We start from the raw sequence: 24,496 nt of genomic DNA, 5'->3' as shown, positions 1-24,496 counted from the left end.
CCCTGGAGGGGACCCCCGCGTGAGCTTGCCGGGGGTGGCGTGATGCTCGACCAGATCGCGGACGTCGGCCGGGACTCGAAGCGCGGCGGCTACTCCCGGCACGGGTACGACAAGTCCGAGCTGGAGCTGCGGCACTGGTTCGTCGAGCAGGCCGTCCGGCGCGGCCTGGACGTCGAGACCGACCGGAACGGCAACCTGTGGGCCTGGTGGGGCGCGCCCGGCGACGACGCGCTCGTCACCGGCAGCCACCTGGACTCCGTGCCCGGCGGCGGTGCGTTCGACGGCCCGCTCGGGGTGACCAGCTCGCTGCGGGCCGTGGACCTGCTGCGGGACAGTGGGTTCACGCCGCGCCGGCCGTTCGCCGTCGCGGTCTTCGCCGAGGAGGAGGGCGGCAGGTTCGGCGTGGCCTGCCTCGGCTCCCGGCTGCTGACCGGTGCCATCGCCCCGGAGAAGGCGTTGGGGCTCAAGGACCCGGACGGCACCACCCTGGCCGAGGCGATGAAGGCCGCGGGCTACGACCCGGACCTGGTCGGCAGGGACGAACGCGCGTTGAGCCGCATCGGGCAGTTCGTCGAGCTGCACGTGGAGCAAGGGCGTGGCCTGACGGTGCCGGTGGGCGTGGCGAGCAGCATTCTCGCGCACGGCCGTTGGCGCTTCACGTTCTCCGGTGAGGGCAACCACGCGGGCGCGACGCTGATCGAGGACCGCCGCGACCCGATGCTGCCGGCCTCGCACCTCGTCCTGGCGGCCCGCAGGGCGGCCAGGGACGGTGGGCGGGCCACCGTCGGGAGGCTCGTCCCCAACCCCGGCGGCACCAACGTCATCGCGTCCACTGTGGACGTCTGGCTGGACGCGCGCGACAGCGATGACGCGCGCACCCGCGCGATGGTCGCGGAGATCTCCGAGGCGGCGCGGGAAGCGGCCGCGGAAGAGGGGTGTGTCGTGACCATCACCGAGGAGTCGTACGGCGACACGGTGCACTTCGACGCGGCGCTGCGCGACGACATCGCGGGCGCGCTCGGCGGCGTTCCGGCGTTGCCGACCGGCGCGGGCCACGACGCGGGCATCCTCGCCGCGCACGTGCCGACGGCGATGCTGTTCGTGCGCAACCCCACCGGCGTGAGCCACGCCCCGGAGGAGTTCGCCGAGCAGTCCGACGTCGACGAGGGCGTCCGGGCCCTGGCCGCCACGATCGAACACCTCGGCTCGTGAACTTCTGGTGCGAGCGGGCCTGGCTGCCCGGAGGGCTCGCCGAACGCGTGCTGGTCAGGGCCGAGCACGGCGTGATCACGACGGTGTCCACTGTGGACACCATTCCGCTGGGGGTGCGGCGGCTGCACGGCGTCGTGGTGCCGGGCTTCGCGAACGCCCACTCGCACGCGTTCCACCGGGCGCTGCGCGGCCGCACGCACGACGGCGGCGGCACGTTCTGGACCTGGCGCGAAGGCATGTACGCGCTGGCGGGCAAGCTCAGCCCGCAGTCCTACTACCGGCTGGCCCGCGCGGTCTACGGCGAGATGGCGCTCGCGGGCGTCTCGGCCGTCGGCGAGTTCCACTACCTGCACGACAGGTCGAACGAGTTCGGCTACGCCCTGCGCGACGCCGCGGCCGACGCGGGCATCCGGCTCACCCTGCTCGACACCTGCTACCTCGCGGGTGGCATCGGCCAGCCGGTGAACGAGCTCCAGCGGCGGTTCTCCGACGGCACCGCCGAGGCGTGGGCGTCGAGGGTCGCCGAGCTGGAGCCCGACGACGTGATGAACGTCGGCGCGGCGATCCACTCCGTCCGCGCCGTCCCGCGCGCCGAGCTGGCGGTGGTGGCACAGGCGTTCCCGGACGCTCCGCTGCACGTCCACCTCTCCGAGCAACCCGCGGAGAACGAGGCTTGCCTCGCCGCGTACGGCCTCACGCCGACCGGCCTGCTGCACGAAGCCGGTGCGTTGTCACCGCGCACGACGGCCGTGCACGCGACGCACCTGACGCCGGAGGACATCGCGACCCTGGGCGGTACGGGCACGGGTGCGTGCTTCTGCCCGACCACCGAGGCCGACCTGGCCGACGGCATCGGTCCGGCTCGGGAACTGGCCGACGCCGGCTGCCCGCTGTCGCTGGGCAGCGACCAGCACGCGGTGATCGACCCACTGCTGGAGACCCGCGCGCTGGAGCACGGCGAACGGCTGCGCACCGGTCAACGCGGGCGCTTCGCCCCGGCCGAGCTGCTCGCCGCCGCCACGCGCCACTCCGCGCTGGGCCGGCCGGAGGCGGGGCGCATCGAGCCCGGTGCGCCGTGCGACCTCGTGGCGATCAGCAGCTCGACGCCGCGCACCGCGGGGTCGTCGCCCCGGCAGGTGCTGCTGTCCGCGACGGCGGCCGACGTGGACACCGTGGTGGTGGCCGGCCGGGTGGTCGCCTCCGGCGGCGTGCACGAGACCCTGGGAGACGTCGGCAGGTTGCTGGCGGACGCGATCGAGGAGCTGTGGGCATGAGCGTGCTGGTCACCGGCATCGGCGAGCTGACCACGAACAGCGACGCCACCGGCGACGCGCTGGTGCTCGACGGCGAGCGGATCGCGTGGGTGGGGTCGTCCCGGCGCGCACCCGCCGCCGACGAGCACGTCGACGTCGAAGGCCGCGCGGTGCTGCCCGGCTGGGTCGACAGCCACACCCACCTGGTCTTCGCCGGTGACCGCACCGCCGAGTTCGGTGCGCGCATGGCCGGTCAGCCCTACACCGCGGGCGGCATCGCCGTGACCGTCGACGCGACCCGGCGGGCGACCGACGAAGAGCTGTCGGAGGTCGTGCGCAAGCACGTCGCCGAGGCGCTCCGGCAGGGCACGACGTTCGTCGAGACCAAGACCGGCTACGGCCTCACCGTGGCCGACGAGGTGCGGTCCGCCCGTGTCGCGGCCGAGCACGCCGACGAGGTCACGTTCCTCGGCGCCCACCTCGTCCCGCCCGGTGCCGACGCCGACACCTACGTCGAGCTGGTCCGCGGCGAGATGCTCGACGCCGTGGCGCCCCTCGTGCGCTGGGCCGACGTGTTCTGCGAGGAGGGCGCCTTCGGCCACGACCAGGCGAAGGCGGTGCTGGAGGCGGCCAGGGCCAAGGGCCTGGGCCTGCGCGTCCACGGCAACCAGCTCGGCGAGGGTCCCGGCGTGCGGCTGGCCGTGGAGCTGGGCGCGGCGTCGGTCGACCACTGCACCTACCTGTCCGCGGCGGACGTCGACGCCCTGGCGTCCTCCGGCACCGTCGCCACGCTGCTCCCGGCGTGCGACCTGTCGACCCGCCAGGCACTGCCACCGGCCCGCGCGCTGCTGGACGCCGGCGCGACCGTGGCGCTCGCGAGCAACTGCAACCCGGGCTCGTCCTACACCTCGTCGATGGCGTTCTGCGTGGCCACCGCGGTGCTGCAGATGCGGATGACCGTGCAGGAGGCCGTGTGGGCGGCGACGGCGGGCGGAGCGCGGGCACTGCGCCGCGACGACGTCGGCGCGATCAGGCCTGGCGCACGCGCCGACCTGCACGTGCTGGACGCGCCGTCGATCACCCACCTGGCCTACCGCCCCGGCGTCCCGCTGACCCACGCCGTCTGGCGTGGCGGTGCACGCGTCGTGTGAGGCCGCCGGTTCGTCAACCCTCCTTGTGGGCCTGTCGGCGCAGGGGAGTGCGGCCGTACGGTGCCCGGTGTGGTCGACTTCGCCGAAGCGCTGACGAAAGCCGTCGACGACAGCGGGCTCAGCCTCGAACGCATCCAGCACCACCTGGCCGCCCGCGGCATGCAGGTGAGCCTGTCGACGCTGAGCTACTGGCGCCGCGGCCGCAGCAGGCCGGAGCGGCCGGAGTCGCTCAAGGTCGTGGCCGCGCTGGAGGAGCTCCTCCACCTGGACGGCGGCTTCCTCACCGACCGGCTCGGCGACCGGCGGCCGCGCGGGCGGTGGGTCGGCCAGGCGATGTCGCTGGAGGACATGTGGGACTCGCGGGCCACCGACCTCGGTGAGGTCATCTCGCGGATCGACCGGCTGCAACCGACGGCGTCGACGTACCTCACCGTGAAGGACCGGCAGGTGATCGGGCCGGACCGGCGCGAGGTCGAGATGCACTGCACCGGCGTCGTGCAGGCACTGGAGGACGGCGTCGACAGGTTCCTGGCCATCCAGCTCGCCGACGCCGCGGACCTCGGCGTGGCGACGATCGAGGCGGGCGCGCCGTGCCGGCTCGGGCGGGTGCGCAGCGAGGACGCCACCGGCTTCCTCGTCGCGGAGGTCCTCTTCGACCGGGTGCTCAGGGCGGGGGAGACCGCTCTCGTCGACTACACCGTCCGGATGAGGCCCGGTGCCGACAGCGAGGTCTGCGACCGGCGGTTCCTGCGGCCGGTGGGCGACTACGTGCTCCAGATCGACTTCCACCCGGACGCCGTGCCCGCGCGGTGCTACCGGTTCGCCAGGCCGTCGCTGCACGAGCCGGAGACCGCGTTGAGCGACCTGTGGATCGGGACGACGGCGTCGACGCACATCCACGTGCGGAACTCGAAGCCCGGGATCTACGGAGTGCGGTGGGAGTGGGAGTAGGCCTCGCTCCCACCCCCACCGCAAGCGCCCCCGTCGAGAAGATGCGGTCGGCCGAGCCGCATTCGGCCTGTGCATCAGGGGCGCCAGGATGGCCGTCGCCGCTGCAGGGGTGCGGCGACGGCAGGTTCCGGGCGTTCACCGGCTCGTTCCTCCCGGTGGGGATGAACTCGGGAACACCGGAAAACTAACGCGATCCGTGCACCGGATGACAGGTTCGAAACTTCAGTCGTCAAAACTGTCAAAACTGTGGCGGCACGCGCGGTGCGCCGGAGTCGATCACCGGTCGTAGCATTCGCTCGTGGCCGAGTTCGCGGAGGCGCTGGCACGGGCCGTCGAGGCGAGCGGTCTCAGCCTGGAGCGGATCCAGCACCACCTCGAACAGCGCGGCGTGCAGGTGAGCCTGTCGACGCTGAGCTACTGGCGCCGCGGCCGCAGCCGTCCCGAACGCCCCGAGTCGTTGCAGGCCGTCGCCGCCCTGGAGGAGATCCTGCGACTCGCGCCGGGGGCGTTGACCGGCAGCCTTGGGGGCAGGCGGCCGCGCGGCCGCTGGGTCGAGCGCGCCACCGCGCTGGAGGGCATCTGGGGGGACGCGGCGATCGACCTCGGCCGCGAGATCGCCCGCGTCAACCGGCTGCTGCCGGCCCCGGCGAAGTACCTCAGCGTGCGCGACCAGGCCGTGATCGGCCCTGACCGGCGCGAGGTCGAGATCCGCAGCAGCGCGGTGATCGAAGCGTTCGAGGACGGCGTCGACCGCATGCTCATCGCCAAGACGGCCGACGACACCGACCGCTCTCCCGGCGACATCGTCGCCGAGAAGTCGTGCCGCGTGGGCAGGGTGCGCAGGGACGACGACCACAAGCTGCTCGTCGCCGAGATCATCCTCGACCGGGTGCTGCGCGCGGGCGAGACCGCGCTCGTGGACCTGCGGCTGATCTCCGACCCCGGTGCGGACAGCGCCTCCGCGGACCGCACGTTCCTGCGCACGCTGCGCAACTACGTGCTGGAGGTCGAGTTCCACCCCGGCGCCGTCCCCGTGCGCTGCCACAGCTTCACCCGGCCGGGACCGGACGCGCCGGACGTCGAGACCGGCGAGCTGTGGATCGGCACCACGTGCGCGGCACACCTGGTGGTGCCCGAGGCCCAGGCCGGTCACGTCCACGGCGTCAAGTGGGAGTGGGAGTAGCTGGAGCAGCTCCACGTGGCACGCCGCCGCGCCGCGGGGCAGGGTGGTGGGCATGGAGTACACCCACCTCGGCCGCAGCGGCCTGTCCGTCTCCCGCCTGTGCCTCGGCACGATGAACTTCGGTCCCGAGACGTCCGAGGCCGACAGCCACGCGATCATGGACCGCGCCCACGAGCACGGCCTCAACTTCTTCGACACGGCCAACGTCTACGGCTGGAAGCAGGGCGAGGGCGTCACCGAGAACATCATCGGCCGCTGGTTCGCCCAGGGCGGCAACCGTCGCGAGAGGACGGTCATCGCCACCAAGCTCTACGGCAGCATGGGCGACTGGCCCAACGAGACCAAGCTCTCGGCCCTGAACATCCGCCGCGCCGCCGACGCGTCGTTGAAGCGCCTGCAAACCGACTACATCGACCTGTACCAGATGCACCACGTCGACCGCGAGACGCCGTGGGACGAGATCTGGGAAGCCTTCTCCGTGCTGCGCCAGCAGGGCAAGGTCATCTACTTCGGCTCGTCCAACTTCGCCGGGTGGCACATCGCCCAGGCCCAGGAGGCCGCACGCACCCGCGGGTTCCTCGGGCTGGTGTCCGAGCAGTCGATCTACAACCTGATGACCCGCTGGGTCGAGCTGGAGGTCCTGCCCGCCGCCCGCCACTACGGGCTCGGGGTGATCCCGTGGTCGCCGCTGCACGGCGGCCTGCTGGGCGGTGTGCTGCGCAAGCAGCGGGAGGGAGGCGCCTCCCGCAGTGCCTCCGGGCGTTCCTCGGACGCGCTGGAGAAGCACCGGGACACCATCGATGCCTACGAGAAGCTGTGCGCCGAGATCGGCGAGGACCCCGCCAACGTCGGTCTGGCCTGGTTGCTGCACCAGGACGGGGTCACCGCGCCGATCATCGGGCCGCGCACCGGCGAGCAGCTCGACAACTCGCTGCGCGCCGCCGAGCTGAAGCTGGACGCGGACGTGCTGGCCAAGCTCGACGAGCTGTTCCCGGCTCCGGCGCCGAACGGGTCCAAGCCGGCCCCGGAGGCCTACGCCTGGTAACCCTCCCCCGCCTTCTTCGCGGAACGCGGGGGCCCCGCGTTTCCTTCTGGGAAACGCGGGGCCCCCACGTGCGGTCAAAATGGGCGGGTGGCAGTGGACCGATGGTGGTTGTGGCGGGGTTAGTCTTCGAAATCGTCGTCGTCGCGCGCCAGGTAGGTGGCCAGGCGCTCGATGGGCGTCTCGAAGTCAGGGTTGGCGTCGACGAACGCGCGCAGCTTGTCGGCGAGCCACGCGAACGTGACCTCCTCGTCGCCGCGCCGCTTCTCCAGCTCTTCGATGCCGCGGTCGGTGAAGTACATGGCAGAACTCCTGTGGGCCTGGCGAGAACGAGCCGCCGGACCAGGGGAGGTCCGGCGGCTCGTCCGCGGTCACGCGCCGATCACTCGAAGGCGCGGGTGATGATCTCGCGCTGCTCGACCTCGTGCACCTTGCTCGACCCGGCCGACGGGGCGGCCATCGGGCGGCGGGACACGCGGCGGACGGTGCCGAGGTGCTCCGGGAGGAGCTCCGGCAGGGCCAGGCCGTAGAACGGCCAGGCGCCCTGGTTCGCCGGCTCCTCCTGCACCCAGCGGACGTCCTTCGCGTTCGGGTAGCGCTCCAGCGTCTCGGTCAGCTTGCGGGCCGGGACCGGGTAGAGCTGCTCGACGCGCACGATCGCCACGTCGCCGCCGCCGCGCTTCTCGCGCTCGGCGTGCAGCTCGTAGGAGATCTTGCCGCTGCACAGCAGGACCTTCGTGACCGCGTTCGGGTCCTTGATGGTCGGGTCGTCGATGACCGACTGGAAGCGGTCGTTGATGAACTCGTCCGTCCCGCTGACCGCGGCCTTCAGCCGCAGCATCGACTTCGGCGTGAACACCACGAGCGGGCGGTCGACGCCGTCGAGGGCGTGGCGGCGCAGCAGGTGGAAGTAGTTCGCCGGGGTCGACGGCACCGCGACGGTCATGGAGCCCTCGGCGCACAGCTGCAGCCAGCGCTCGATGCGGCCCGACGTGTGGTCGGGGCCCTGGCCCTCGTGGCCGTGCGGCAGCAGGATCACGACGTCGGAACGCTGACCCCACTTGGCCTCACCGGACGAGATGAACTCGTCGATGATCGGCTGCGCGCCGTTGACGAAGTCGCCGAACTGCGCCTCCCACAGCACCAGCGCCTGCGGGTTCGCGACCGAGTAGCCGTACTCGAAGCCGAGCGCGGCGAACTCCGACAGCACCGAGTCGTAGACCATGAACTTGCCCTGGTCCGGCGACAGGTTCTGCAGCGGCGTGTACTCCTCGCCGGTCTTGCGGTCGATCAGGGTCGCGTGGCGCTGCACGAACGTGCCGCGGCGCGAGTCCTGGCCCGCCAGGCGGATCTTGCGACCCTCCAGCGCGAGCGAGCCGAACGCGAGCAGCTCGGCGAACGCCCAGTCGATGCCGCCCTCGCGCGCCATCTTCGCGCGGCGCTCGAGCACCGGCTTGACGCGGGCGTGCGGGGTGAAGCCCTCGGGCAGGTTCACGTGCGCGTCGGCGATGTGCTCCAGCACCTCGCGCGAGATGCCGGTGGGCAGCTTCGCCGGGATCTGCTGCTCGGCCTCCACCGACGGGCTGACCGTCACCGGGTGCTTCTCGAGCTCGCGGACCTCGTTGAAGACGTGCTCCAGCTGGCTGGAGAAGTCCTGCAGCGCCTTCTCGGCCTCTTCGACCGTGATGTCGCCGCGGCCGATCAGGGCCTCGGTGTAGGTCTTGCGGACCGAGCGCTTCTGGTCGATCACGTCGTACATCGCCGGCTGCGTCATCGAGGGGTCGTCGCCCTCGTTGTGGCCGCGGCGGCGGTAGCAGACCATGTCGATCACGACGTCCTTGTGGAACGCCTGGCGGTAGTCGACGGCCAGCTTCGCGACCCAGTAGCAGGCCTCGGGGTCGTCGCCGTTCACGTGGAAGACCGGCGAACCGATCATCTTCGCGACGTCGGTCGAGTACTTCGAGGACCGCGAGTGCTCCGGCGCGGTGGTGAAGCCGACCTGGTTGTTGACGACGATGTGGACCGTGCCACCGGTGCGGTAGCCGCGCACGAGCGCCAGGTTCAGCGTCTCGGCCACGACGCCCTGACCGGCGAAGGCCGCGTCACCGTGCATGGCGACCGGGAGGACGGGGAACACGTCGCCGCCGCGGTCGATCAGGTCCTGCTTGGCGCGCACGATGCCCTCGAGCACCGGGTCGACGGCCTCGAGGTGCGACGGGTTCGCCGTCAGCGACACCTTGGTCTCACCGTCGCCGAACATCCGGAAGTACTTGCCCTCGGCACCGAGGTGGTACTTCACGTCGCCGGAGCCGTGCGCCTGGCCGGGGTCGAGGTTGCCCTCGAACTCGCGGAAGATCTGCGAGATCGGCTTGCCGACGATGTTCGCGAGCACGTTGAGGCGGCCGCGGTGCGGCATGCCGATGACGACCTCGTCGAGCTCGTGCTCGGCGGCCTTGTCGAGCACCGCGTCGAGCAGCGGGATGACGGTCTCGCCGCCCTCCAGCGAGAAGCGCTTCTGGCCGACGTACTTCGTCTGCAGGAACGTCTCGAACGCCTCAGCGGCGTTCAGCTTGCTGAGGATGTACTTCTGCACGGTGGCCGGCGGCTTCTCGTGCGGGACCTCGACGCGCTCCTGGATCCAGCGGCGCTCCTCCGGCTCCAGGATGTGCATGTACTCGACGCCGACGGTGCGGCAGTACGAGTTGCGCAGCACGCCCAGGATGTCGCGGAGCTTCATCCGCTCCTTGCCGGCGAAGCCGCCGACGGGGAACTCGCGGTCGAGGTCCCACAGCGTCAGGCCGTGGCTGAGCACGTCCAGGTCGGCGTGGCTGCGCTGGCGGTAGTTCAGCGGGTCCGTGTCGGCCATCAGGTGACCGCGGGTGCGGAACGCGTCGATCAGCTCGATGACGCGGGCCGTCTTGTCGACAGCGCCCTCGGGGATGTCGGCGACCCAGCGGATCGGCTCGTAGGGCAGCCGCAGCGACGCGAAGATGTCGTCGTAGAAGCCGTCCTCGCCGAGCAGCAGCTGGTGGATGCGCTTGAGGAACTCGCCCGACTCCGCACCCTGGATGATGCGGTGGTCGTACGTGCTGGTCAGCGTGATGATCTTGCTGACGCCCATGTCGGTGAGCGCCTGCTCGCTGGTGCCCTGGAAGTGCGCGGGGTACTCCATGGCGCCGACGCCGATGATCGCGCCCTGACCGGCCGTGAGGCGCGGAACCGAGTGGTTCGTGCCGATCGTGCCGGGGTTGGTCAGCGAGATCGTGGTGCCGCCGAAGTCCTCGGCGGTCAGCGAGCCGCTGCGGGCCTTGCGGATCAGGTCCTCGTAGGCCTGCCAGAACTGCGTGAACGTCATGTTCTCGCAGCCCTTGACCGACGCGACGACCAGCGTGCGCTGCCCGTCCTTGCCGGGCAGGTCGATCGCCAGGCCGAAGTTCACGTGCTCCGGCGTGACGACGAACGGCTTGCCGTCGACCTCGGCGTAGTGCCGGTTCATGTTCGGGTACGCCTGCAGCGCCCGCACCACCGCGTAGCCGATGACGTGCGTGAAGGAGACCTTCCCGCCGCGCGTCCGCTTCAGGTGGTTGTTGATGACGATGCGGTTGTCGGCCAGCAGCTTCGCGGGCACGGCGCGCACGCTGGTCGCGGTCGGAACGGTGAGCGAGAGCTCCATGTTCTTCGCGATCGCGGCGGCGGCACCGCGCAGCTGCTTCTGCTCCGGCTGCGCGCTCTGCGTGACCGGCTTGGCCTTCGCGGCCTGCTGCGGCGCGGGCTTGCCGGTCGACGGCAGCGAGGCCGACGACTTCGGCTGCGGCTGCGCGGCGGGCTTGGTGGTGGCGGCGGGCGCGGCCTTGCCGGTGTCGGCGGCCGGCGGCGTCACGGTCGCGGTCGTGGTGGCCGTGGAGCCACCCGCGCTGGCCGTGGCGGTACTGCCGTTGCCGCCCGCACGCTTGTAGTCGGCAAAGAAGTCATGCCATGCCGGGTCTACGGATGACGGGTCCGCGAGGAACTGCTCGTACATCTCCTCGACGAGCCACTCGTTCGGCCCGAATTGTGACGCAGGACTGCTGCTGGACACGGCTGGCGCTCGCCTCTATCCATCTCGCTCTTGGTGTTGACTCATGCGGTAGTCAGGCTAGTCCCCCCGGCGCGGGCCTTCACACGCTGGAGGCACCTGGCAAGGAGTGCTCGGTCACAGGATCGATCAGGACGGCCCTCGCGTCACCCGCAGTTGAGCACTTCTTGATGTGCGTCGCGCTACGTCACCCCCTTTAGAGCAATGTCGACCGAGTTGCCGGTCAGGTATACGCACGGAACGCAGTGACCAGTTCACGATAGGTACCACGGGAGTGCCGCACAGATTGATCTTGCTATGTGAGTGATCGTCGGATCGACCTCGTCATGGCGCTCACGAAGTCCGCCCTGATCTCGTCCGTCGTGCGGTCCAGCGAGAGGTACGGGTTCAAATCCTCCAGTTCGACCAAGAGGAGTTCTCCCTCCTGCGTGCGGCAGGCGTCAACCCGTTGGATGCCGTAGGGCAAGTCGTTCCAGGTGATGAACTTCTGCGCGAATTCCAGATCTTCGGCCGTGGCGTCGTAGTGCGTGAGTTCCCAGCGCCGCGCCGGGTCAGGTGCGTGAAGTGCGTACTGGAAGTCGTGATCCACGAAGTAGAACGACACCTCGTACCGAAAATCGATCTTCGGCTGGATCAGTGTGCCCGCTTTGACCTTCAAATCGTCCCTCGTGGTGAACTCCAGGCCGTGCGAGTCCGCACCCGCCTTCGGCTTCACGACGTACTCGGTCGTTTCGCCGAGGCGGTCGAGGTGCGCGGGGTCGTCGATCGTGGGGATGACCGGGTAGCCCCGGTCGGTCAGGTCGATCAGGTACTGCTTGCCGGCCATGTCCGCCTTGCCGGTCAGCGGGTTGTAGACGCGCTGGTTCGTGGCCTCGGCCCTGGCGCGGAAGTCCGCGTGGGCCTGCGGGTGGTCCATCACCGGGCCGCTGTTGCGGACCACGACCGCGTCGAAGCCCGGCATCAGGGCCGCCGCGTCCTCGGGGTGCGCGATGGCCAGGTCGAAGTGGGACCGCAGTCGCGCGGTCAGGTAGATGTCCTCGTCGCAGTAGCGCCGGCCCCTGGCGGGGTAGGTGAGGTGGGAGACGTAGAGGATTCTGGGGCGGCTCGGGGGCATGGGGCTCCTTCGACCTGGCTGGTCCCGGAGTTGGTTTCTACGTCATGCCGCGGGGTGGGGACGAGGGTTCGTGGCGGGGGCCACGAAGTGCGGTGGCCTGGGGGCTACGGGGTGCGGTGGCCGCGTTGGTCGCTTAGGTGCTTGACGCGCGTGGGGACGGCATAGCTGTTCGGCGGCGGTGCGGCGGTGGCGGGTGGGCGCGGCATCGCTGTCTCGTGGCGGTGCGGCGGGTGGGTGTGGCGTCGCGGTTCGTTGCCTTTCGGCTTGCTCGGTTGCTCGGCGCGTGGGCACGGCATCGCCGCTTCCCGACGGTCGCAGGCAGTCGGCCACCTGATCACCGCTGCTCAGCCGCACAGCCCTGTCCTGCCCGCCTGCGGGACCGCGGGCTTCCGGCGGCCGGGAGGCGGTCGTGGCGCTGGAGCGCGGTCGCGGGGTCAGGCGGCCTCCAAGGTGCCGTGGCGCCACAGGCGGGCGTAGGTGCCGTTGGCGGCCAGGAGGTCGGCGTGGGTGCCCTGTTCGACGATGCGGCCGTCGGCCAGGACGACGATCCGGTCCGCCCTCGCCGCTGTGGCCAGGCGGTGGGCCACCACGAAGGTGGTGCGGGCGCCCGCCAGGTGGTCGCTGGCGGCCAGCACCGCCGACTCGGTCGCCGGGTCGAGGGCCGCGGTGGCCTCGTCGAGGAGCAGCAGGTCCGGGTTGACCAGTTCCGCTCTGGCCAGGGCCACGAGCTGGCGCTGGCCCGCGGAGAGGTGGTTGCCGCGTTCGCCCACCGGCTGGCGGAAGCCGTGGGGGAGGGTGGCGACCATCGGGAGGGCACCGACGGCGTCCACGGCCTGCTCGATCTCGGCTTCGGTGGCCGTGGGGCGGCCGTACGCCACGTTGCCGGCCACGTCGCCGCCGAAGAGGTGGGCCTCCTGCGGGACCACGCCCAGGCGTTGGCGGTAGGCGGAGAGGTCGTACTCGCGGACGTCCGTGCCGTCGACGAGGACCTGGCCCTCGGTGGCGTCGTAGAAGCGGGCGATCAGCTTGACCAGGGTGGACTTGCCCGCGCCGGTCTCGCCCACCAGGGCGACGGTCTCGCCGGGGGTCACGTGCAGGCTCACGTCGTCGAGGGCCGGGCGGTCGGCTCCCGCGTAGCTGAAGGTGACGTTGCGGAGCTCCACCTCGCCGCGCAGGCGGGGCGGGACCGGCACCGGGTCGGCAGGGGGCTCGACCGCGGTGGGGGTGCGGAGCAGGTCGGCGATGCGGCGCAGGCCCACCCTGGCCTGCTGGTAGCCGTCGAAGACGCCGGAGAGCTGCTGGATCGGGCTGAAGAACAGGCCCAGGTACAGCAGGAACGCGAGCAGGACGCCCGGTGTCAGGCTGCCTTCGGCCACCCGGTGGGCGCCCACGGCCAGGACGACCGCCTGTGCCACGCCGGAGAGCATCGCCACGAACGGGAAGTAGGTCGCGATGTAGCGCTGGGCGCGCAGGCGGCTGCGGCGGTAGGCGTTGCTGCGGGCGGCGAAGGCCTCCGCGGAGTGGCGTTCGCGGGTGTAGGCCTGGGAGACGCGCAGGCCGGAGACATTCTCCTGGAGGTCGGCGTTGACGGCGCTGACGCGTTCGCGGGCCTCGGCGTACGCGGTGGAGGAGAGGCGCTGGAACACCACGGTCGCGACCACCAGGACCGGCAGCACCGACAGGGCGATCAGGGCCAGGGAGACGTCGGTGAGGACCAGGGCCGCGGTGATGCCGAGGACGGTGATCAGGCTGATCATCGCCGTGACGAGGCCCGTCTGCAGGAACGTCGAGAGGGCGTCGACGTCCGTCGTCATCCTCGTCATGATGCGGCCGGCCATCTCGCGTTCGTAGTAGTCGAGGCCGAGGCGCTGCAGGTGGGCGTAGCTGCGCACGCGCAGCAGGTAGAGCAGGCGCTCGCCCAGGCGGGCTGCGAACACCGTGCTGCCGGCCGTCGTCAGCCAGCCGACCACCACCAGGCCGGCGCCCAGGCCGACGGCCAGCCACAGCGCGGACTCGGCACCGGTCGTCACGCCGCCGTCGACGCCCAGGCGCACCAGCGCGGGCAGGCCCATGCCGACCAGCGCGTCCAGCACGACCAGGGCCGCCACGCCGGCCAGGGCCCAGCGGACCGGGCGCAGCAGGCGGGCGAGGCGGAAACCGGGATCGGGGGCGCGCGGGTCCTCGCCGTGCAGGACCGGGACCTCGGTGGCGGGTGGCAGCGAACGGACCTGCGCCAGCAGCTCCGGGGTCGGTGGGCCACCGGCCAGCGCGGCCGTGCCACCGCCGCCCGCGCCACCGCCTCCCCGGCGGCCGGGGGCCGCCGGAGCCGAGGTCTTGGCCTCCGCGATCAGGCGCTCGTCGAGGTCCTCCCGCGACAGCTCTGGCCACAGCTCGCCGGTCGTCACCGGTGCGGTGGACTCGATCGCCTCGCCCGGCCCCGCCAGCAGGTCGCGGTAGAGGGCGCAGCGCGAGGTCAGCTCCTCGTGGGTGCCCAGATCGACCACCCGGCCCGCGTCCAGCACCGCGATCCGGTCGGCGAGGGACAGCGTGGAACGGCGGTGGGCGACCAGCAACGTCGTGCGGTTCGCGGTGACCGACGCCAGCGTCGCGTGGATCGCGGCCTCGGTCGCGTTGTCGACCGCGGAGGTCGCGTCGTCCAGCACCAGGACGCGGGGGTCGGAGAGCAGGGCACGGGCCAGCGCGACGCGCTGGCGCTGGCCGCCGGAGAGCGTCAGGCCGCGTTCGCCGACCACCGTGTCGTAGCCGAGGGGCAGGGCCTGGATGAAGTCGTGCGCCTCCGCGGCCTTCGCGGCGCGCTCGACCTCTTCCCGCGACGCGCCGGGCCTGCCGTACGCGATGTTCGCGAACACCGTGTCGGAGAACAGGAACGCCTCTTCGAAGACCACGCCCACCGCACCGCGCAGCGACTCCAGCCGCAACGTGCGCACGTCCGCGCCGCCGATCAGGACGGCACCGGCGTGCACGTCGTAGAACCGGGGCAGCAGCAGCGACACCGTCGACTTGCCCGAACCCGCGGTGCCGACCAGCGCCAGCGTCTCGCCCGGCTCCACCGAGATGGAGAAGTCGCGCAGCACCGGCTCGCTGCGGGCGTACCCGAACGTCACCCCCGAGAACGAGATCCCGAGCGGCCCGGCCGGCACCTCGCCCGGACCGTCCGCCACGTCCGGCTGCGAGTCGATCAGCTCGTACACCCGCTCCACACCGGCCCGCGCGAGCTGCGCGGTCACCACCAGGCTCGACAGCAGGCGGGTCGGCCCGACCAGGTTCGCCACGTACGTCGTGAAGGCGAGGAACGTGCCCAGGGTGACCTGGCCGTGCAGCGCGAGCCAGCCGCCCAGCGCCAGCACGCCGACCTGGCCGAGCAGCGGCAGCGCGGTCACGGTCGCCAGCGGCTTCGACGACAGCCGCGCCGCCCGCATCCGTTCCGCGAACAACGACTTCGCGTGCTCCTCCAGCCGCGCGACCTCGCGCGCCTCCTGGCCGAAGCCCTTCACCACGCGGACCCCGGTGACGGTCTCCTCGACGTGCTGCGCGAGGTCGGCGGCCCGCTGCTGCGCGGACCACGTGGCGGGGAAGAGCGTGAGCCGCGTCCGCCCGGCGAGCCAGGCCACCAGCGGCAGCACGACCAGCGCGATCAGCGTCAGCGGCAGCGACAGGTAGAGCATCGCGGCGAGCGCTGCCAGCGCGAACACCACCGTGCCCACGGCCAGCGGCGCCATCATCAGCAACGACTGCACGAGCTGGAGGTCCGTGATCGACCGCGACACGATCTGCCCCGTGCGCAGCTCGTCCTGCTTCGCGCCGTCGAGCCGCTGCACGGCCGAGAACACGCCGAGCCGCAGGTCGTGCTGCACGCCCAGGGCCAGCCGCCCGCCCAGGTACCGCCGCAGGAACGCCGAGCAGAAGGTGAGCAGCTCCAGCACGACCAGCGCCACCATCAGCGGCCACAGCCGGTCGGTGCGGCCGGCCGCCGAGTCGTCGACCGCCGTCTTGAGCAGCAGCGGCCCTGCCGCCTGAAGCCCCACGCCGACGACCGCGGCGGCCACCGACAGCACCACCAGGCGGGGGTGCTGCCAGCACGCTGCGAACAGTCGGCGGATCCAGCCCTTCATCACGCAGACCACAGTACGGATGCGGTCTGACAGAGCCGGGTGATCTCAGTTACCGCAGCTCAGGTGATGTCCTTGGACTGGGTGACCGCCCAGCCGCCCGCGAAGACGACGCCGGACCAGGCGAGGAACACGAGGCCGGACCACCACCAGTCGAGCGCCCCGCCGGCACCGGCGATCGCCCGCAGCACGTCCTCGATCTCCGGCGGCACCACACCCGCCGACGACAGGAAGAGGTCGACCGCGACCGACCCGGTGAGCCCGTTGATCGACCCGTTCGGCAGGAACCCGATGACCGACGGCACCTCCAGGTACGCGAGCACGAGGTGCAGCACGTTCTCGATCACCAGGAAGTACAGCAGCAGGAGCACGACGGTTCCCGCCACGTTCGGGATCAGCGCGCCGACCCCGACGCCGAGCATCGTCATCAGGATCGACGACAGCACGCAGACCAGCGTCAGCATCGCCCAGCCGCCCGCGTCCGGGAGCTGGCCGGAGTCGCTGGTGAACACCACGCCGACAGCGATGAACAGCATGATCACGAGGCCGTAGATCGCTCCCCACAGGACGTAGACCAGCATCTTCGCCAGCATGGCGTGCATGCGCGACGGCGAGGTCAGGAACGTCGTCGTGATCGTCCGCCGGTTGATCTCACCGGAGACCGCCATCGCGCCGAAGACCATCGGGAAGATCGTCGAGATGTTGATCGCCCGCGCGATGCCGAACAGCGAGACCTTCCACTGGTCCGGCGTGACGCCGAGGAAGTCCGACACGTCGTCGACGTCGCTGGTCGAGGCGAAGTCCACGAAGAACTGCCCGAGCAGGCCGGTCGCGAGCCCCCAGCCGAGCGCCAGCACCGCGGTCGGGATGAGCAGGCCCCACCACAGCCCGGTCGTCGTCGTCTTGCGGAGCTCCGCCTGTACGAGGTTGCCCATCAGGCCCAACCACCCTGCTGCTTGAACGGGGCCGGGGCCGGCGCGTACCCGGCGTACTGGCCACTGGTGAGCTGGAAGAACAGCCGCTCCAGGTCGACCTGCTCCTCCTGGATGCCGTAGATCGACACGCCCGCTCGCAACGCGCTGTCCGCGACCTGCTTCGAGTCCACGCCGGACACCGCGAGCCTGCCGTCGGGAAGCTGCTCGATCGCCTGCACGCCTTCGGCCCGCAGGGCGGTCGCGAGGGCGTTGAGGTCCGACGGCTGCACGAGGACGCGCCTCTGCTGCGACTGCCGCAACTGCTCCAGCGGCCCGTAGAACATCGTCTGGCCGCGCGAGATGATCACGACCTGGTCGACGGTCTGCTCGACCTCGGCCAGCAGGTGGCTGGAGATCAGCACCGTGCGCCCCATGCGGGCGTACGACTGCAGGAACGTGCGCAGCCACGCGATGCCCTCGGGGTCGAGGCCGTTCGCCGGCTCGTCCAGCACGAGCACCTGCGGGTCGCCCAGCAGCGCGGTGGCGAGGGCCAGCCGCTGCTTCATGCCGAGCGAGAACCCGCCCACCTTGCGATCGGCGGCCGAGCCCAGGCCGACCAGGCCGAGCACCTGGTCGGCCTGCGCGTCCGGCACGCCGATGGCCGCCGCGTACACGCGCAGGTGGTTGCGGGCGGAGCGGGCGGGGTGGAACCCCTGCGCCTCCAGCACCGCGCCCACCACGCGGCCGGGCTGGCCGAGCTGGTGGAACGGTCGTCCGTTGATCGTCGCCGTGCCACCCGTCGGCTTCACCAGACCCAGCAGCATGCGCAGGGTCGTCGTCTTCCCGGCGCCGTTCGGGCCGAGGAAGCCCGTCACGCTGCCGGGTGACACGGTGAAGCTCAGGTTCTGCACCGCGGTCACCGGACCGAACTGCTTGGTCAGGTTCTGCACCGCGATGAGGCCGCTGCCGTCATGCATGCGGCCCATCCTGCCTGAAAGGTCACTCGGGCAAGGCGTGCTTGGGCCGAGACACGACGGGCGCGCGGTGCACCACCGGCGGGTCGTCGCTCAAGATCGGCAGCTTCGTGGTCGTCCCGGCCGGTGTTCCGCCCGGCGGTTCGACGGCACCCGGTCGGGTGAACGGGTTGCGCAACGGCCGCCGCCGCTCGCGGTGCGGCAGCCCTTCGCCGATGAGGTGCCGGTGAGCCGTGTTCCACACCTGGCACGGCCACCGGCGGCGCCGCAGCCAGCCGGGACAGGCCTTGCAGCGGCCGTCCTCGCCGGGCTGGTGCACCGCCAGCACCAGGCGCCAGCCGTCCGCGAGGCGGTGGATCTCCGCGCGGGCCAGTGACACCAGCGCCTCGGCCTCGCCGTCCTCGGCCGCTTCCTCCAGCAGTGCCAGGCGCCGCAGCACCGCCTCGCGCAGGGTCTCGTCCATCACATCTTCGCCGTGGCCTGGTCGAGCAGGGAGCCCAGCCGGCGGGTCTGGGTGGCGGACATCACAGCCGTCTGGCCCGGTGGCGTGACCAGCAGAACCCGGTCGTCCTCGACCAGAACGGTCATCGACCTGTCCCGGCCGAAGGGGTCGTGGCAGTGGATCCATCCCTGTGGTTCAGCCATGGAATCTCCATTCGAGGGACACCCGACTCCGTCTTCATCGGCTGTCGTCCCTGCTCGCCGCACCGCGCGTCCGGTAATTCACTCGTTTGCCCGACCGCGGCGAGGAGGGCGGTGGTCGGGCCGGGAAACATTTCGGTCCCGTTTGGGCGGGGGTGCTGGGCGCGCCCGTCCGGAGCCCGCTATATTTGGTGACGGCGGCCCCGCTCCCAGTGACCCCCAGGCTGGTTGAGCGCGGCCGCCCTTTACTTTCTCCCTCCCCCCGCACGTGGTCGCGCTCTGCGCGAAATCCTCTTGCGCCCCCATCTCTCGTACGGTGTAAGTTGCTCGTACACCGTAAGGGGGACGAGAGATGACTTCGACGACCGAGGAGGCCGGGGTGCGCCCGCACCCCCAGCGCTGGGCCGTGCTCGGCGTGCTCTGCCTGGCCGTGATGGTCGTGGTGCTGGACAACACCGTGCTGAACGTGGCGATCCCGTCGATCTCCACCGGTCTCGGCGCGAGCACCGCGGACATCCAGTGGATGATCAACGCCTATTCGCTCGCGCTCGCGGGCCTGCTGCTCACGACCGGCTCGCTGAGCGACCGGTTCGGGCGCAAGCGCGCGCTCCTGACGGGCCTGGCCCTGTTCGGCGTGGGGAGCGCCGTGGCCGCCTACGCGACCTCGCCGGAAGCGCTGATCGCGGCCCGCGGCTTCATGGGCGTCGGCGCCGCGGTGCTGATGCCCGGCACGCTGGCCGTGCTCATGCAGCTGTTCGACGAGAAGGAACGCCCGAAGGCCATCGGCATCTGGGCCGCCGTCACGAGCCTCGGCTTCGCCTCGGGGCCGGTGATCGGCGGCGCGCTCATCAAGCACTTCTGGTGGGGCTCGGTGTTCCTGATCAACGTGCCGGTGGCGGTCCTCGCCATCGCCGCCGTCGCGGTGCTCGTGCCCGAGTCGAAGGACCCGACCGTGCGCAAGCCCGACGTCGTCGGCTCGATCCTGTCGATCATCGGCATGGTGTCGATCGTGTACGCCGTGATCGAGGTGCCGGAGCACGGGTTCGGCTCGCCGGAGTTCGGCGTGCCGGTGGCGCTTGGCCTGGTCACCATGGCCGCGTTCGCGCTGTGGGAGCGGCGCACCGCGGAGCCGATGCTCGACCTCGGGTTCTTCTCCGACCGCCGCTTCACCGGCGCCGTGGCGTCGGGCGTGCTGGCCGCGTTCGGCATGGCGGGCTCGCTCTTCCTGCTGACGCAACACCTCCAGGGCGTGCTCGGCTACAGCCCGTTGGAGGCCGGTGTCCGCGTGGCGCCGATGGCCATCGCCCTGCTCGTCACCAGCAACACCCTGGGCCAGCTCGTGGTGAGGCTGGGGGCCGGCAAGGCGATGCTGCTCGGCATGACGATCGTCGCGGCCGGCGTGGTGCTGCTGCCGGTCGGCACCACCTACCCGCCGACGCTGGCGGGGTTGATCCTCATCGGCGTGGGAGTCGGCGTGGCGCAACCGGTCGCGGTCAACGCGCTGATGGGCGCCATCCCGCCGGAACGCGCGGGAATCGCGTCCGGTCTGTCGAGCACGTTGTCGGAGCTGGGCTCGTCGTTCGGCATCGCCGTGCTGGGCGCGGTGCTGTCCGCGCGGTTCGTGGCCTCCCTGCCGGAAGGCGTGCCCGGGCGGTCGTTGAGCGAGGCGCTGCACAGCGGCGCGGACGTCACCGTCGTGCGGGAGGCGTTCTCCACCGGCATGGGCGTGAGCCTGGTGATCGGTGCCATCGCCGTGTTCCTGGGAGGTGTTGTCGCCAGCGTTCTGCTCAGGCGTGCTTAGGATCGTCGACGTGGACAGCGTGTGGTTCAGCAAGCCCAGGCCCAGCGGTGGCCAGCCACTCGGCCTGAGCCGGGAGGCGATCGTCCGCAAGGCCCTGCAGGTGCTGGACGAGCACGGGTTGCAGAAGCTGTCCATGCGCAAGCTCGCCGCCGAGCTCGGCGCGGCCCCGATGTCGCTGTACTGGCACGTGCCGACGAAGGACGCGCTGATGGAGCTGTGCCTCGACGAGGTGTTCGGCGAGCTCGAACCGCCGGACCCCGACGTCGACTGGGAGACCGCGCTGCGCGGGATGATGCACTCGATGCGTCATCTCGCGCTGCGGCACCCGTGGTGGGTGAAGACCATCGGCGAGTACATGAGCATCGGCCCGAACGCGGTGGGCACCGCCGACGCGATGCTCGAACCCATGCGCAACGCCGGGTTCTCGGCGGTCGACGCCTCGCAGTCGGTGTCCACGCTGTCGAGCTTCGTCATCGGGTTCGCGCTCGCCGAGGTGAACTTCGGCGACAGGGGCCGGCTCGACGTCCCGCCGCCCGACGTGGCGAGGTTCGCCGACCTGTACCGCGACAGGTACCCCCGCTACGTCGAGATGATGAACGAGCCGGAGCTGTGGTCGCTGGACCGGCAGTTCGAGTTCGGCCTGGACTGCGTGCTCGACGGCATCAAAGCGCGCGTCAACGTGCTGAAGTAGGCGAAACCCCCGCAGCGTGCGTCGCGTGCGGGGGCCTCATTCATCGGGTTGGCTCTCAGATCACGCTCTCCAGCGGCGTGTGCGCGAGGCCGGTCGCCTCGGCCACCGGGCCGTTGGTGAGCTGCCCTGCGTGGGCGTTGAGGCCCAGGGCCAGCGAACGGTCGTCCTTCAGCGCCTTCTCCCAGCCCTTCCCGGCCAGCGCGACGGCGTACGGCAGCGTCACGTTGGTCAGCGCGTAGGTCGAGGTGCGCGGGACGGCGCCCGGCATGTTCGCCACGCAGTAGAAGACCGAGTCGTGGACCTCGTAGGTCGGCTCGGCGTGCGTGGTGGCGCGGGAGTCCTCGAAGCAGCCGCCCTGGTCGATCGCGATGTCGACGAGCACCGAGCCCGGCTTCATCTGCGCCACCAGCGCGTTCGACACGAGCTTCGGCGCGGCGGCGCCCGGCACCAGCACGGCGCCGATGACCAGGTCGGCCTCGCGGACGGCCTGCTCGATCGCGAAGGAGGTGGAGGCGAGCGTGCGCAGGCGGCCCTGGAACTGGCCGTCGATCTGGCGGAGGCGGTCGACGTTGGTGTCGAGGATCTGCACGTCGGCACCCATGCCGACGGCGATGGTCGCGGCGTTGAGCCCCGCCACGCCGCCGCCGATCACGACCACGCGGGCCGGGGCGACACCGGGGACGCCACCGGGCAGCACGCCGCGGCCACCGGAGGGCTTCATCAGGGCGAACGCGCCCACCTGCGGGGCCAGCCGGCCCGCGACCTCGGACATCGGGGCGAGCAGCGGCAGCGCGCGGTTCGGAAGCTGCACGGTCTCGTAGGCGATCGCCGTCGTGCCGGACGCGAGCAGGGCCTCGGTCAACGGCTTGTCGGCGGCGAGGTGCAGGTAGGTGAAGAGGGTCTGGCCGGCGCGGAGGCGGGGGTACTCCTCCGCGATCGGCTCCTTGACCTTGAGGACCAGGTCGCCCTCCGCCCAGACGTCGTCGGCGGTCGCGAGGACCTTGGCACCCGCGGCGAGGTACTCCTCGTCGGTGATCGCGGAGCCCAGACCGGCGCCCTGCTCGACGTACACGTCGTGACCGCGGCTGGTCAGCTCGTGAGCACCCGCCGGCGTGAGGGCGACGCGGTACTCGTGGTTCTTGATCTCGCGAGGAACTGCGATCCGCACGATGACTCCTCCGTTCGGCTGGCTCTCATCTCACAATGTGGAGCAGGGGGAAGGTCATGTCACTGTGCAGGTGGCACTATCGAATACCCCGCTGGTTGTTCACTTGAAACAGAGCGACCTGCGCCACGCCCGCGTGCCGCTCGACCGTCCCGCGTTGACACCCGGCGGTGACCGCACATAGCGTTCGGCCCGAGAACTGAAGACCGGCCGCGGTGCCCGTGGGGCACCAGAACCCGAGTGGGAGAGACCTCGACGTGCCAGTCGGGGCGCCGAAGGGGCAAGCTCCCGCACACTCTCAGGCAGCAAGACCACCCGGGGTAGGCAACTCTGCACGGCGGAGGGGGCGCATTTCGTCCTGATCCGTCACAGCCAGAGGAGTCGCCGTGGAGTTCCCCGACAACCTGCTCTACACCGTCGAGCACGAGTGGGTCGACTGGACGCCGGGCACCCAGGACCCGTTGACCTGCGGCATCACCTCCTACGCCGCGGACGCGCTCGGCGACATCGTCTACGTCCAGCTTCCCGAGGTCGGCGCGCAGGTCGTCACCAACTCCGTCTGCGGCGAGCTGGAGTCCACCAAGTCCGTCAGCGACCTGTTCTCGCCCGTCACCGGTGAGGTGATCGAGGTCAACAGCGCTGTCGTCGACGACCCGGCGATCGTCAACAACGACCCGTACGGCGCCGGCTGGCTGTTCAAGGTCCGCGTCGAGTCGGCGGAGAACCTGCTCACCGCGGCCAAGTACGCGGAACTCACCCAGAGTGGCTGAATGCGGCTCCAAGTGACTGAAACCGGCCGGACCGACCGCTCCACCACCACGAAGGACTGATCAGTGGCGATCAGCGTTTTCGACCTGTTCTCCGTCGGCATCGGACCGTCCAGCTCCCACACGGTCGGCCCGATGCGCGCGGCGGCGATGTTCGTCGAGAAGCTCGGTGCGCGCGCCCGCGAAGTGGACCGCGTGCACGTCGAGCTGTTCGGCTCGCTCGGCGCGACCGGGCACGGCCACGGCAGCCCGAAAGCCGTGTTCCTCGGGCTCGAGGGCAACCTCCCCGAGGAGGTCGACCCCGCGGTCGCGGCCACCCGCGTCGAGGAGATCGTCTCCGGCGGACGGCTGCGGCTCGGCGGCGAGCACGAGATCGCCTTCGCGCACGACCGCGACCTCGTCATGCACCGCCGCAAGTCGCTTCCGCTGCACCCCAACGGGATGAGCTTCGAGGCGTTCCGCGCCGGCGAGCCGGTCGAGCGCGCCGTCTACTACTCGATCGGCGGCGGCTTCGTCGTCGACGAGAACGCCACGGGCACCGACCGGATCAAGCCGGACTCGACGCCGTTGCCGCACCCGTTCCTCACCGGTGACGAGCTGCTCGCGCGCTGCCGGGAGACCGGCCTGTCGATCAGCGGGATCATGATGGCCAACGAGCTGTCGTGGCGGTCGGAAACCGAGGTGCGCCAAGGGCTGCTGCACATCTGGCACGTCATGCAGGAGTGCGTCGAACGCGGCTGCACCGAGCACGGCGTCCTGCCCGGCGGCCTGAAGGTGCGCCGGCGCGCCGCCGAGATGCGCAAGCGGCTGGAGAGCGAGCACTTCGCCACCGACCCGTTGCGCGTCATGGACTGGGTGACGCTGTTCGCGTTGGCCGTCAACGAGGAGAACGCGGCGGGCGGCCGGGTCGTCACCGCCCCGACGAACGGCGCCGCCGGCATCGTGCCCGCGGTGCTGCACTACTACACGAGGTTCGTGCCGGGGGCCAACGACGACGGCGTGGTCCGCTTCCTGCTCACCGCGGGCGCGATCGGCGTGCTGTTCAAGGAGAACGCCTCGATCTCCGGCGCCGAGGTCGGCTGCCAGGGCGAGGTCGGCTCGGCGTGCTCCATGGCGGCCGGCGGGCTGGCCGAGGTGCTCGGCGGCACTCCCGAACAGGTCGAGAACGCGGCCGAGATCGCCATGGAGCACAACCTCGGCCTCACCTGCGACCCGATCGGCGGACTGGTGCAGATCCCGTGCATCGAGCGCAACGCCGTCGCGTCGATCAAGGCGATCACCGCGGTGCGGATGGCGTTGCGCGGTGACGGTTCGCACTTCGTGTCGCTGGACAAGGTCATCAAGACCATGCGCGACACCGGCAAGGACATGTCGGTGAAGTACAAGGAGACCGCGCGCGGCGGCCTGGCCGTGAACGTGATCGAGTGCTGA

19 protein-coding genes and 1 riboswitch are annotated in these 24,496 nt (G+C 71.1%); of the genes, 10 read left to right on the top strand and 9 right to left on the bottom strand.

The features are described from left to right. Positions 1–42: 42 nt before the first annotated feature. From BMW88_RS21020 to BMW88_RS20995, 6 genes are all read left to right on the top strand, one after another. Positions 43–1,212 (top strand): allantoate amidohydrolase, encoded by a 1,170-nt coding sequence (locus BMW88_RS21020; protein WP_089953242.1) that lies wholly within the window; start codon positions 43–45, stop codon positions 1,210–1,212. Next, a complete protein-coding gene (locus BMW88_RS21015) occupies positions 1,209–2,486 on the top strand; it encodes a formimidoylglutamate deiminase (RefSeq protein ID WP_089953107.1) in 1,278 nt (425 codons plus the stop codon). Before BMW88_RS21020 ends, BMW88_RS21015 begins: the two co-directional genes overlap by 4 nt. Then, the gene (hutI, locus tag BMW88_RS21010; RefSeq protein WP_089953240.1) at positions 2,483–3,616 is read left to right on the top strand and encodes an imidazolonepropionase; all 1,134 of its coding nucleotides are present in this window, start codon (positions 2,483–2,485) and stop codon (positions 3,614–3,616) included. The genes BMW88_RS21015 and hutI overlap by 4 nt, the downstream gene beginning before the upstream one ends. 69 nt (positions 3,617–3,685) lie before the next feature. Continuing rightward, positions 3,686–4,567: a hypothetical protein gene (locus BMW88_RS21005; RefSeq protein ID WP_143116172.1), complete on the top strand. Its 882-nt coding sequence runs from the start codon at positions 3,686–3,688 to the stop codon at positions 4,565–4,567. Between the two features lie 298 nt (positions 4,568–4,865). Further along, entirely contained in the window at positions 4,866–5,750 is an 885-nt protein-coding gene (locus tag BMW88_RS21000; RefSeq protein ID WP_089953104.1) for a hypothetical protein, read from the top strand. Between the two features lie 52 nt (positions 5,751–5,802). Beyond that, positions 5,803–6,795 (top strand): aldo/keto reductase, encoded by a 993-nt coding sequence (locus BMW88_RS20995; RefSeq protein WP_089953102.1) that lies wholly within the window; start codon positions 5,803–5,805, stop codon positions 6,793–6,795. Positions 6,796–6,914: 119 nt separating this feature from the next. Here BMW88_RS20995 and BMW88_RS20990 read toward each other — a convergent pair whose 3' ends face one another. The 8 genes from BMW88_RS20990 to BMW88_RS20955 form a co-directional block, all read right to left on the bottom strand. After that, a complete protein-coding gene (locus BMW88_RS20990) occupies positions 6,915–7,094 on the bottom strand; it encodes a DUF6104 family protein (protein WP_089953100.1) in 180 nt (59 codons plus the stop codon). An 80-nt stretch (positions 7,095–7,174) separates the two neighbouring features. Next, positions 7,175–10,870, bottom strand: coding sequence for a multifunctional oxoglutarate decarboxylase/oxoglutarate dehydrogenase thiamine pyrophosphate-binding subunit/dihydrolipoyllysine-residue succinyltransferase subunit (locus tag BMW88_RS20985; protein ID WP_089953098.1), 3,696 nt, complete (start codon positions 10,868–10,870; stop codon positions 7,175–7,177). Between the two features lie 292 nt (positions 10,871–11,162). Next, complete coding sequence (locus BMW88_RS20980) at positions 11,163–11,981, bottom strand: ATP-grasp domain-containing protein (RefSeq protein ID WP_089953096.1); 819 nt, start codon at positions 11,979–11,981, stop codon at positions 11,163–11,165. A 434-nt stretch (positions 11,982–12,415) separates the two neighbouring features. Beyond that, a complete protein-coding gene (locus BMW88_RS20975) occupies positions 12,416–16,114 on the bottom strand; it encodes an ABC transporter ATP-binding protein (protein ID WP_089953238.1) in 3,699 nt (1,232 codons plus the stop codon). Positions 16,115–16,173: 59 nt separating this feature from the next. Next, positions 16,174–17,046, bottom strand: a complete 873-nt coding sequence (locus BMW88_RS20970) for an ABC transporter permease subunit (protein ID WP_089953094.1) — start codon at positions 17,044–17,046, stop codon at positions 16,174–16,176. After that, positions 17,046–18,002: an ABC transporter ATP-binding protein gene (locus BMW88_RS20965; protein ID WP_089953092.1), complete on the bottom strand. Its 957-nt coding sequence runs from the start codon at positions 18,000–18,002 to the stop codon at positions 17,046–17,048. The genes BMW88_RS20970 and BMW88_RS20965 overlap by 1 nt, the downstream gene beginning before the upstream one ends. 22 nt (positions 18,003–18,024) lie before the next feature. Beyond that, a complete protein-coding gene (locus tag BMW88_RS20960) occupies positions 18,025–18,462 on the bottom strand; it encodes a hypothetical protein (RefSeq protein WP_245777942.1) in 438 nt (145 codons plus the stop codon). Continuing rightward, positions 18,462–18,644, bottom strand: a complete 183-nt coding sequence (locus BMW88_RS20955) for a hypothetical protein (protein ID WP_089953090.1) — start codon at positions 18,642–18,644, stop codon at positions 18,462–18,464. The genes BMW88_RS20960 and BMW88_RS20955 overlap by 1 nt, the downstream gene beginning before the upstream one ends. A gap of 349 nt (positions 18,645–18,993) precedes the next feature. Here BMW88_RS20955 and BMW88_RS20950 point away from each other — a divergent pair, with 349 nt between their 5' ends. Together BMW88_RS20950 and BMW88_RS20945 are read left to right on the top strand one after the other, a co-directional pair. Further along, positions 18,994–20,442, top strand: coding sequence for an MFS transporter (locus BMW88_RS20950; RefSeq protein ID WP_089953088.1), 1,449 nt, complete (start codon positions 18,994–18,996; stop codon positions 20,440–20,442). Positions 20,443–20,452: 10 nt separating this feature from the next. Then, entirely contained in the window at positions 20,453–21,133 is a 681-nt protein-coding gene (locus BMW88_RS20945) for a TetR/AcrR family transcriptional regulator (RefSeq protein WP_177221216.1), read from the top strand. 55 nt (positions 21,134–21,188) lie between these two features. Here the strand turns inward: BMW88_RS20945 and ald are convergent, their stop codons facing one another. Then, positions 21,189–22,301: an alanine dehydrogenase gene (ald, locus tag BMW88_RS20940; RefSeq protein WP_089953084.1), complete on the bottom strand. Its 1,113-nt coding sequence runs from the start codon at positions 22,299–22,301 to the stop codon at positions 21,189–21,191. A gap of 228 nt (positions 22,302–22,529) precedes the next feature. Next, positions 22,530–22,622, top strand: a riboswitch (glycine riboswitch). A gap of 62 nt (positions 22,623–22,684) precedes the next feature. Between ald and gcvH the strand changes: the two genes are divergently transcribed. After that, positions 22,685–23,068 carry a glycine cleavage system protein GcvH gene (gene gcvH, locus BMW88_RS20935; protein ID WP_089953082.1) on the top strand — a complete coding sequence of 128 codons (384 nt, stop codon included), beginning with the start codon at positions 22,685–22,687 and terminating at the stop codon, positions 23,066–23,068. Positions 23,069–23,131: 63 nt separating this feature from the next. Then, complete coding sequence (locus BMW88_RS20930) at positions 23,132–24,496, top strand: L-serine ammonia-lyase (RefSeq protein WP_089953080.1); 1,365 nt, start codon at positions 23,132–23,134, stop codon at positions 24,494–24,496.

Origin of the sequence: Lentzea xinjiangensis (genome assembly GCF_900110955.1) — a bacterium.
GTDB classification, from domain to species: Bacteria; Actinomycetota; Actinomycetes; order Mycobacteriales; family Pseudonocardiaceae; genus Lentzea; species Lentzea xinjiangensis.
Note: the sequence above shows the minus strand (reverse complement) of the source record. Positions and strands in the feature narration are given on the sequence as shown.

Excerpts from the sequence above, each read along its gene's own strand:
- BMW88_RS21020 (WP_089953242.1), top strand. The coding sequence starts at position 43 with ATGCTCGACCAGATCGCGGACGTCGGCCGGGACTCGAAGCGCGGCGGC.
- BMW88_RS20970 (WP_089953094.1), bottom strand. The coding sequence starts at position 17,046 with ATGGGCAACCTCGTACAGGCGGAGCTCCGCAAGACGACGACGACCGGG.
- BMW88_RS20980 (WP_089953096.1), bottom strand. The coding sequence starts at position 11,981 with ATGCCCCCGAGCCGCCCCAGAATCCTCTACGTCTCCCACCTCACCTAC.
- BMW88_RS20965 (WP_089953092.1), bottom strand. The coding sequence starts at position 18,002 with ATGCATGACGGCAGCGGCCTCATCGCGGTGCAGAACCTGACCAAGCAG.
- BMW88_RS20975 (WP_089953238.1), bottom strand. The coding sequence starts at position 16,114 with ATGAAGGGCTGGATCCGCCGACTGTTCGCAGCGTGCTGGCAGCACCCC.
- BMW88_RS20950 (WP_089953088.1), top strand. The coding sequence starts at position 18,994 with ATGACTTCGACGACCGAGGAGGCCGGGGTGCGCCCGCACCCCCAGCGC.
- hutI (WP_089953240.1), top strand. The coding sequence starts at position 2,483 with ATGAGCGTGCTGGTCACCGGCATCGGCGAGCTGACCACGAACAGCGAC.
- BMW88_RS20960 (WP_245777942.1), bottom strand. The coding sequence starts at position 18,462 with ATGGACGAGACCCTGCGCGAGGCGGTGCTGCGGCGCCTGGCACTGCTG.
- BMW88_RS20955 (WP_089953090.1), bottom strand. The coding sequence starts at position 18,644 with ATGGCTGAACCACAGGGATGGATCCACTGCCACGACCCCTTCGGCCGG.
- BMW88_RS20990 (WP_089953100.1), bottom strand. The coding sequence starts at position 7,094 with ATGTACTTCACCGACCGCGGCATCGAAGAGCTGGAGAAGCGGCGCGGC.
- BMW88_RS20995 (WP_089953102.1), top strand. The coding sequence starts at position 5,803 with ATGGAGTACACCCACCTCGGCCGCAGCGGCCTGTCCGTCTCCCGCCTG.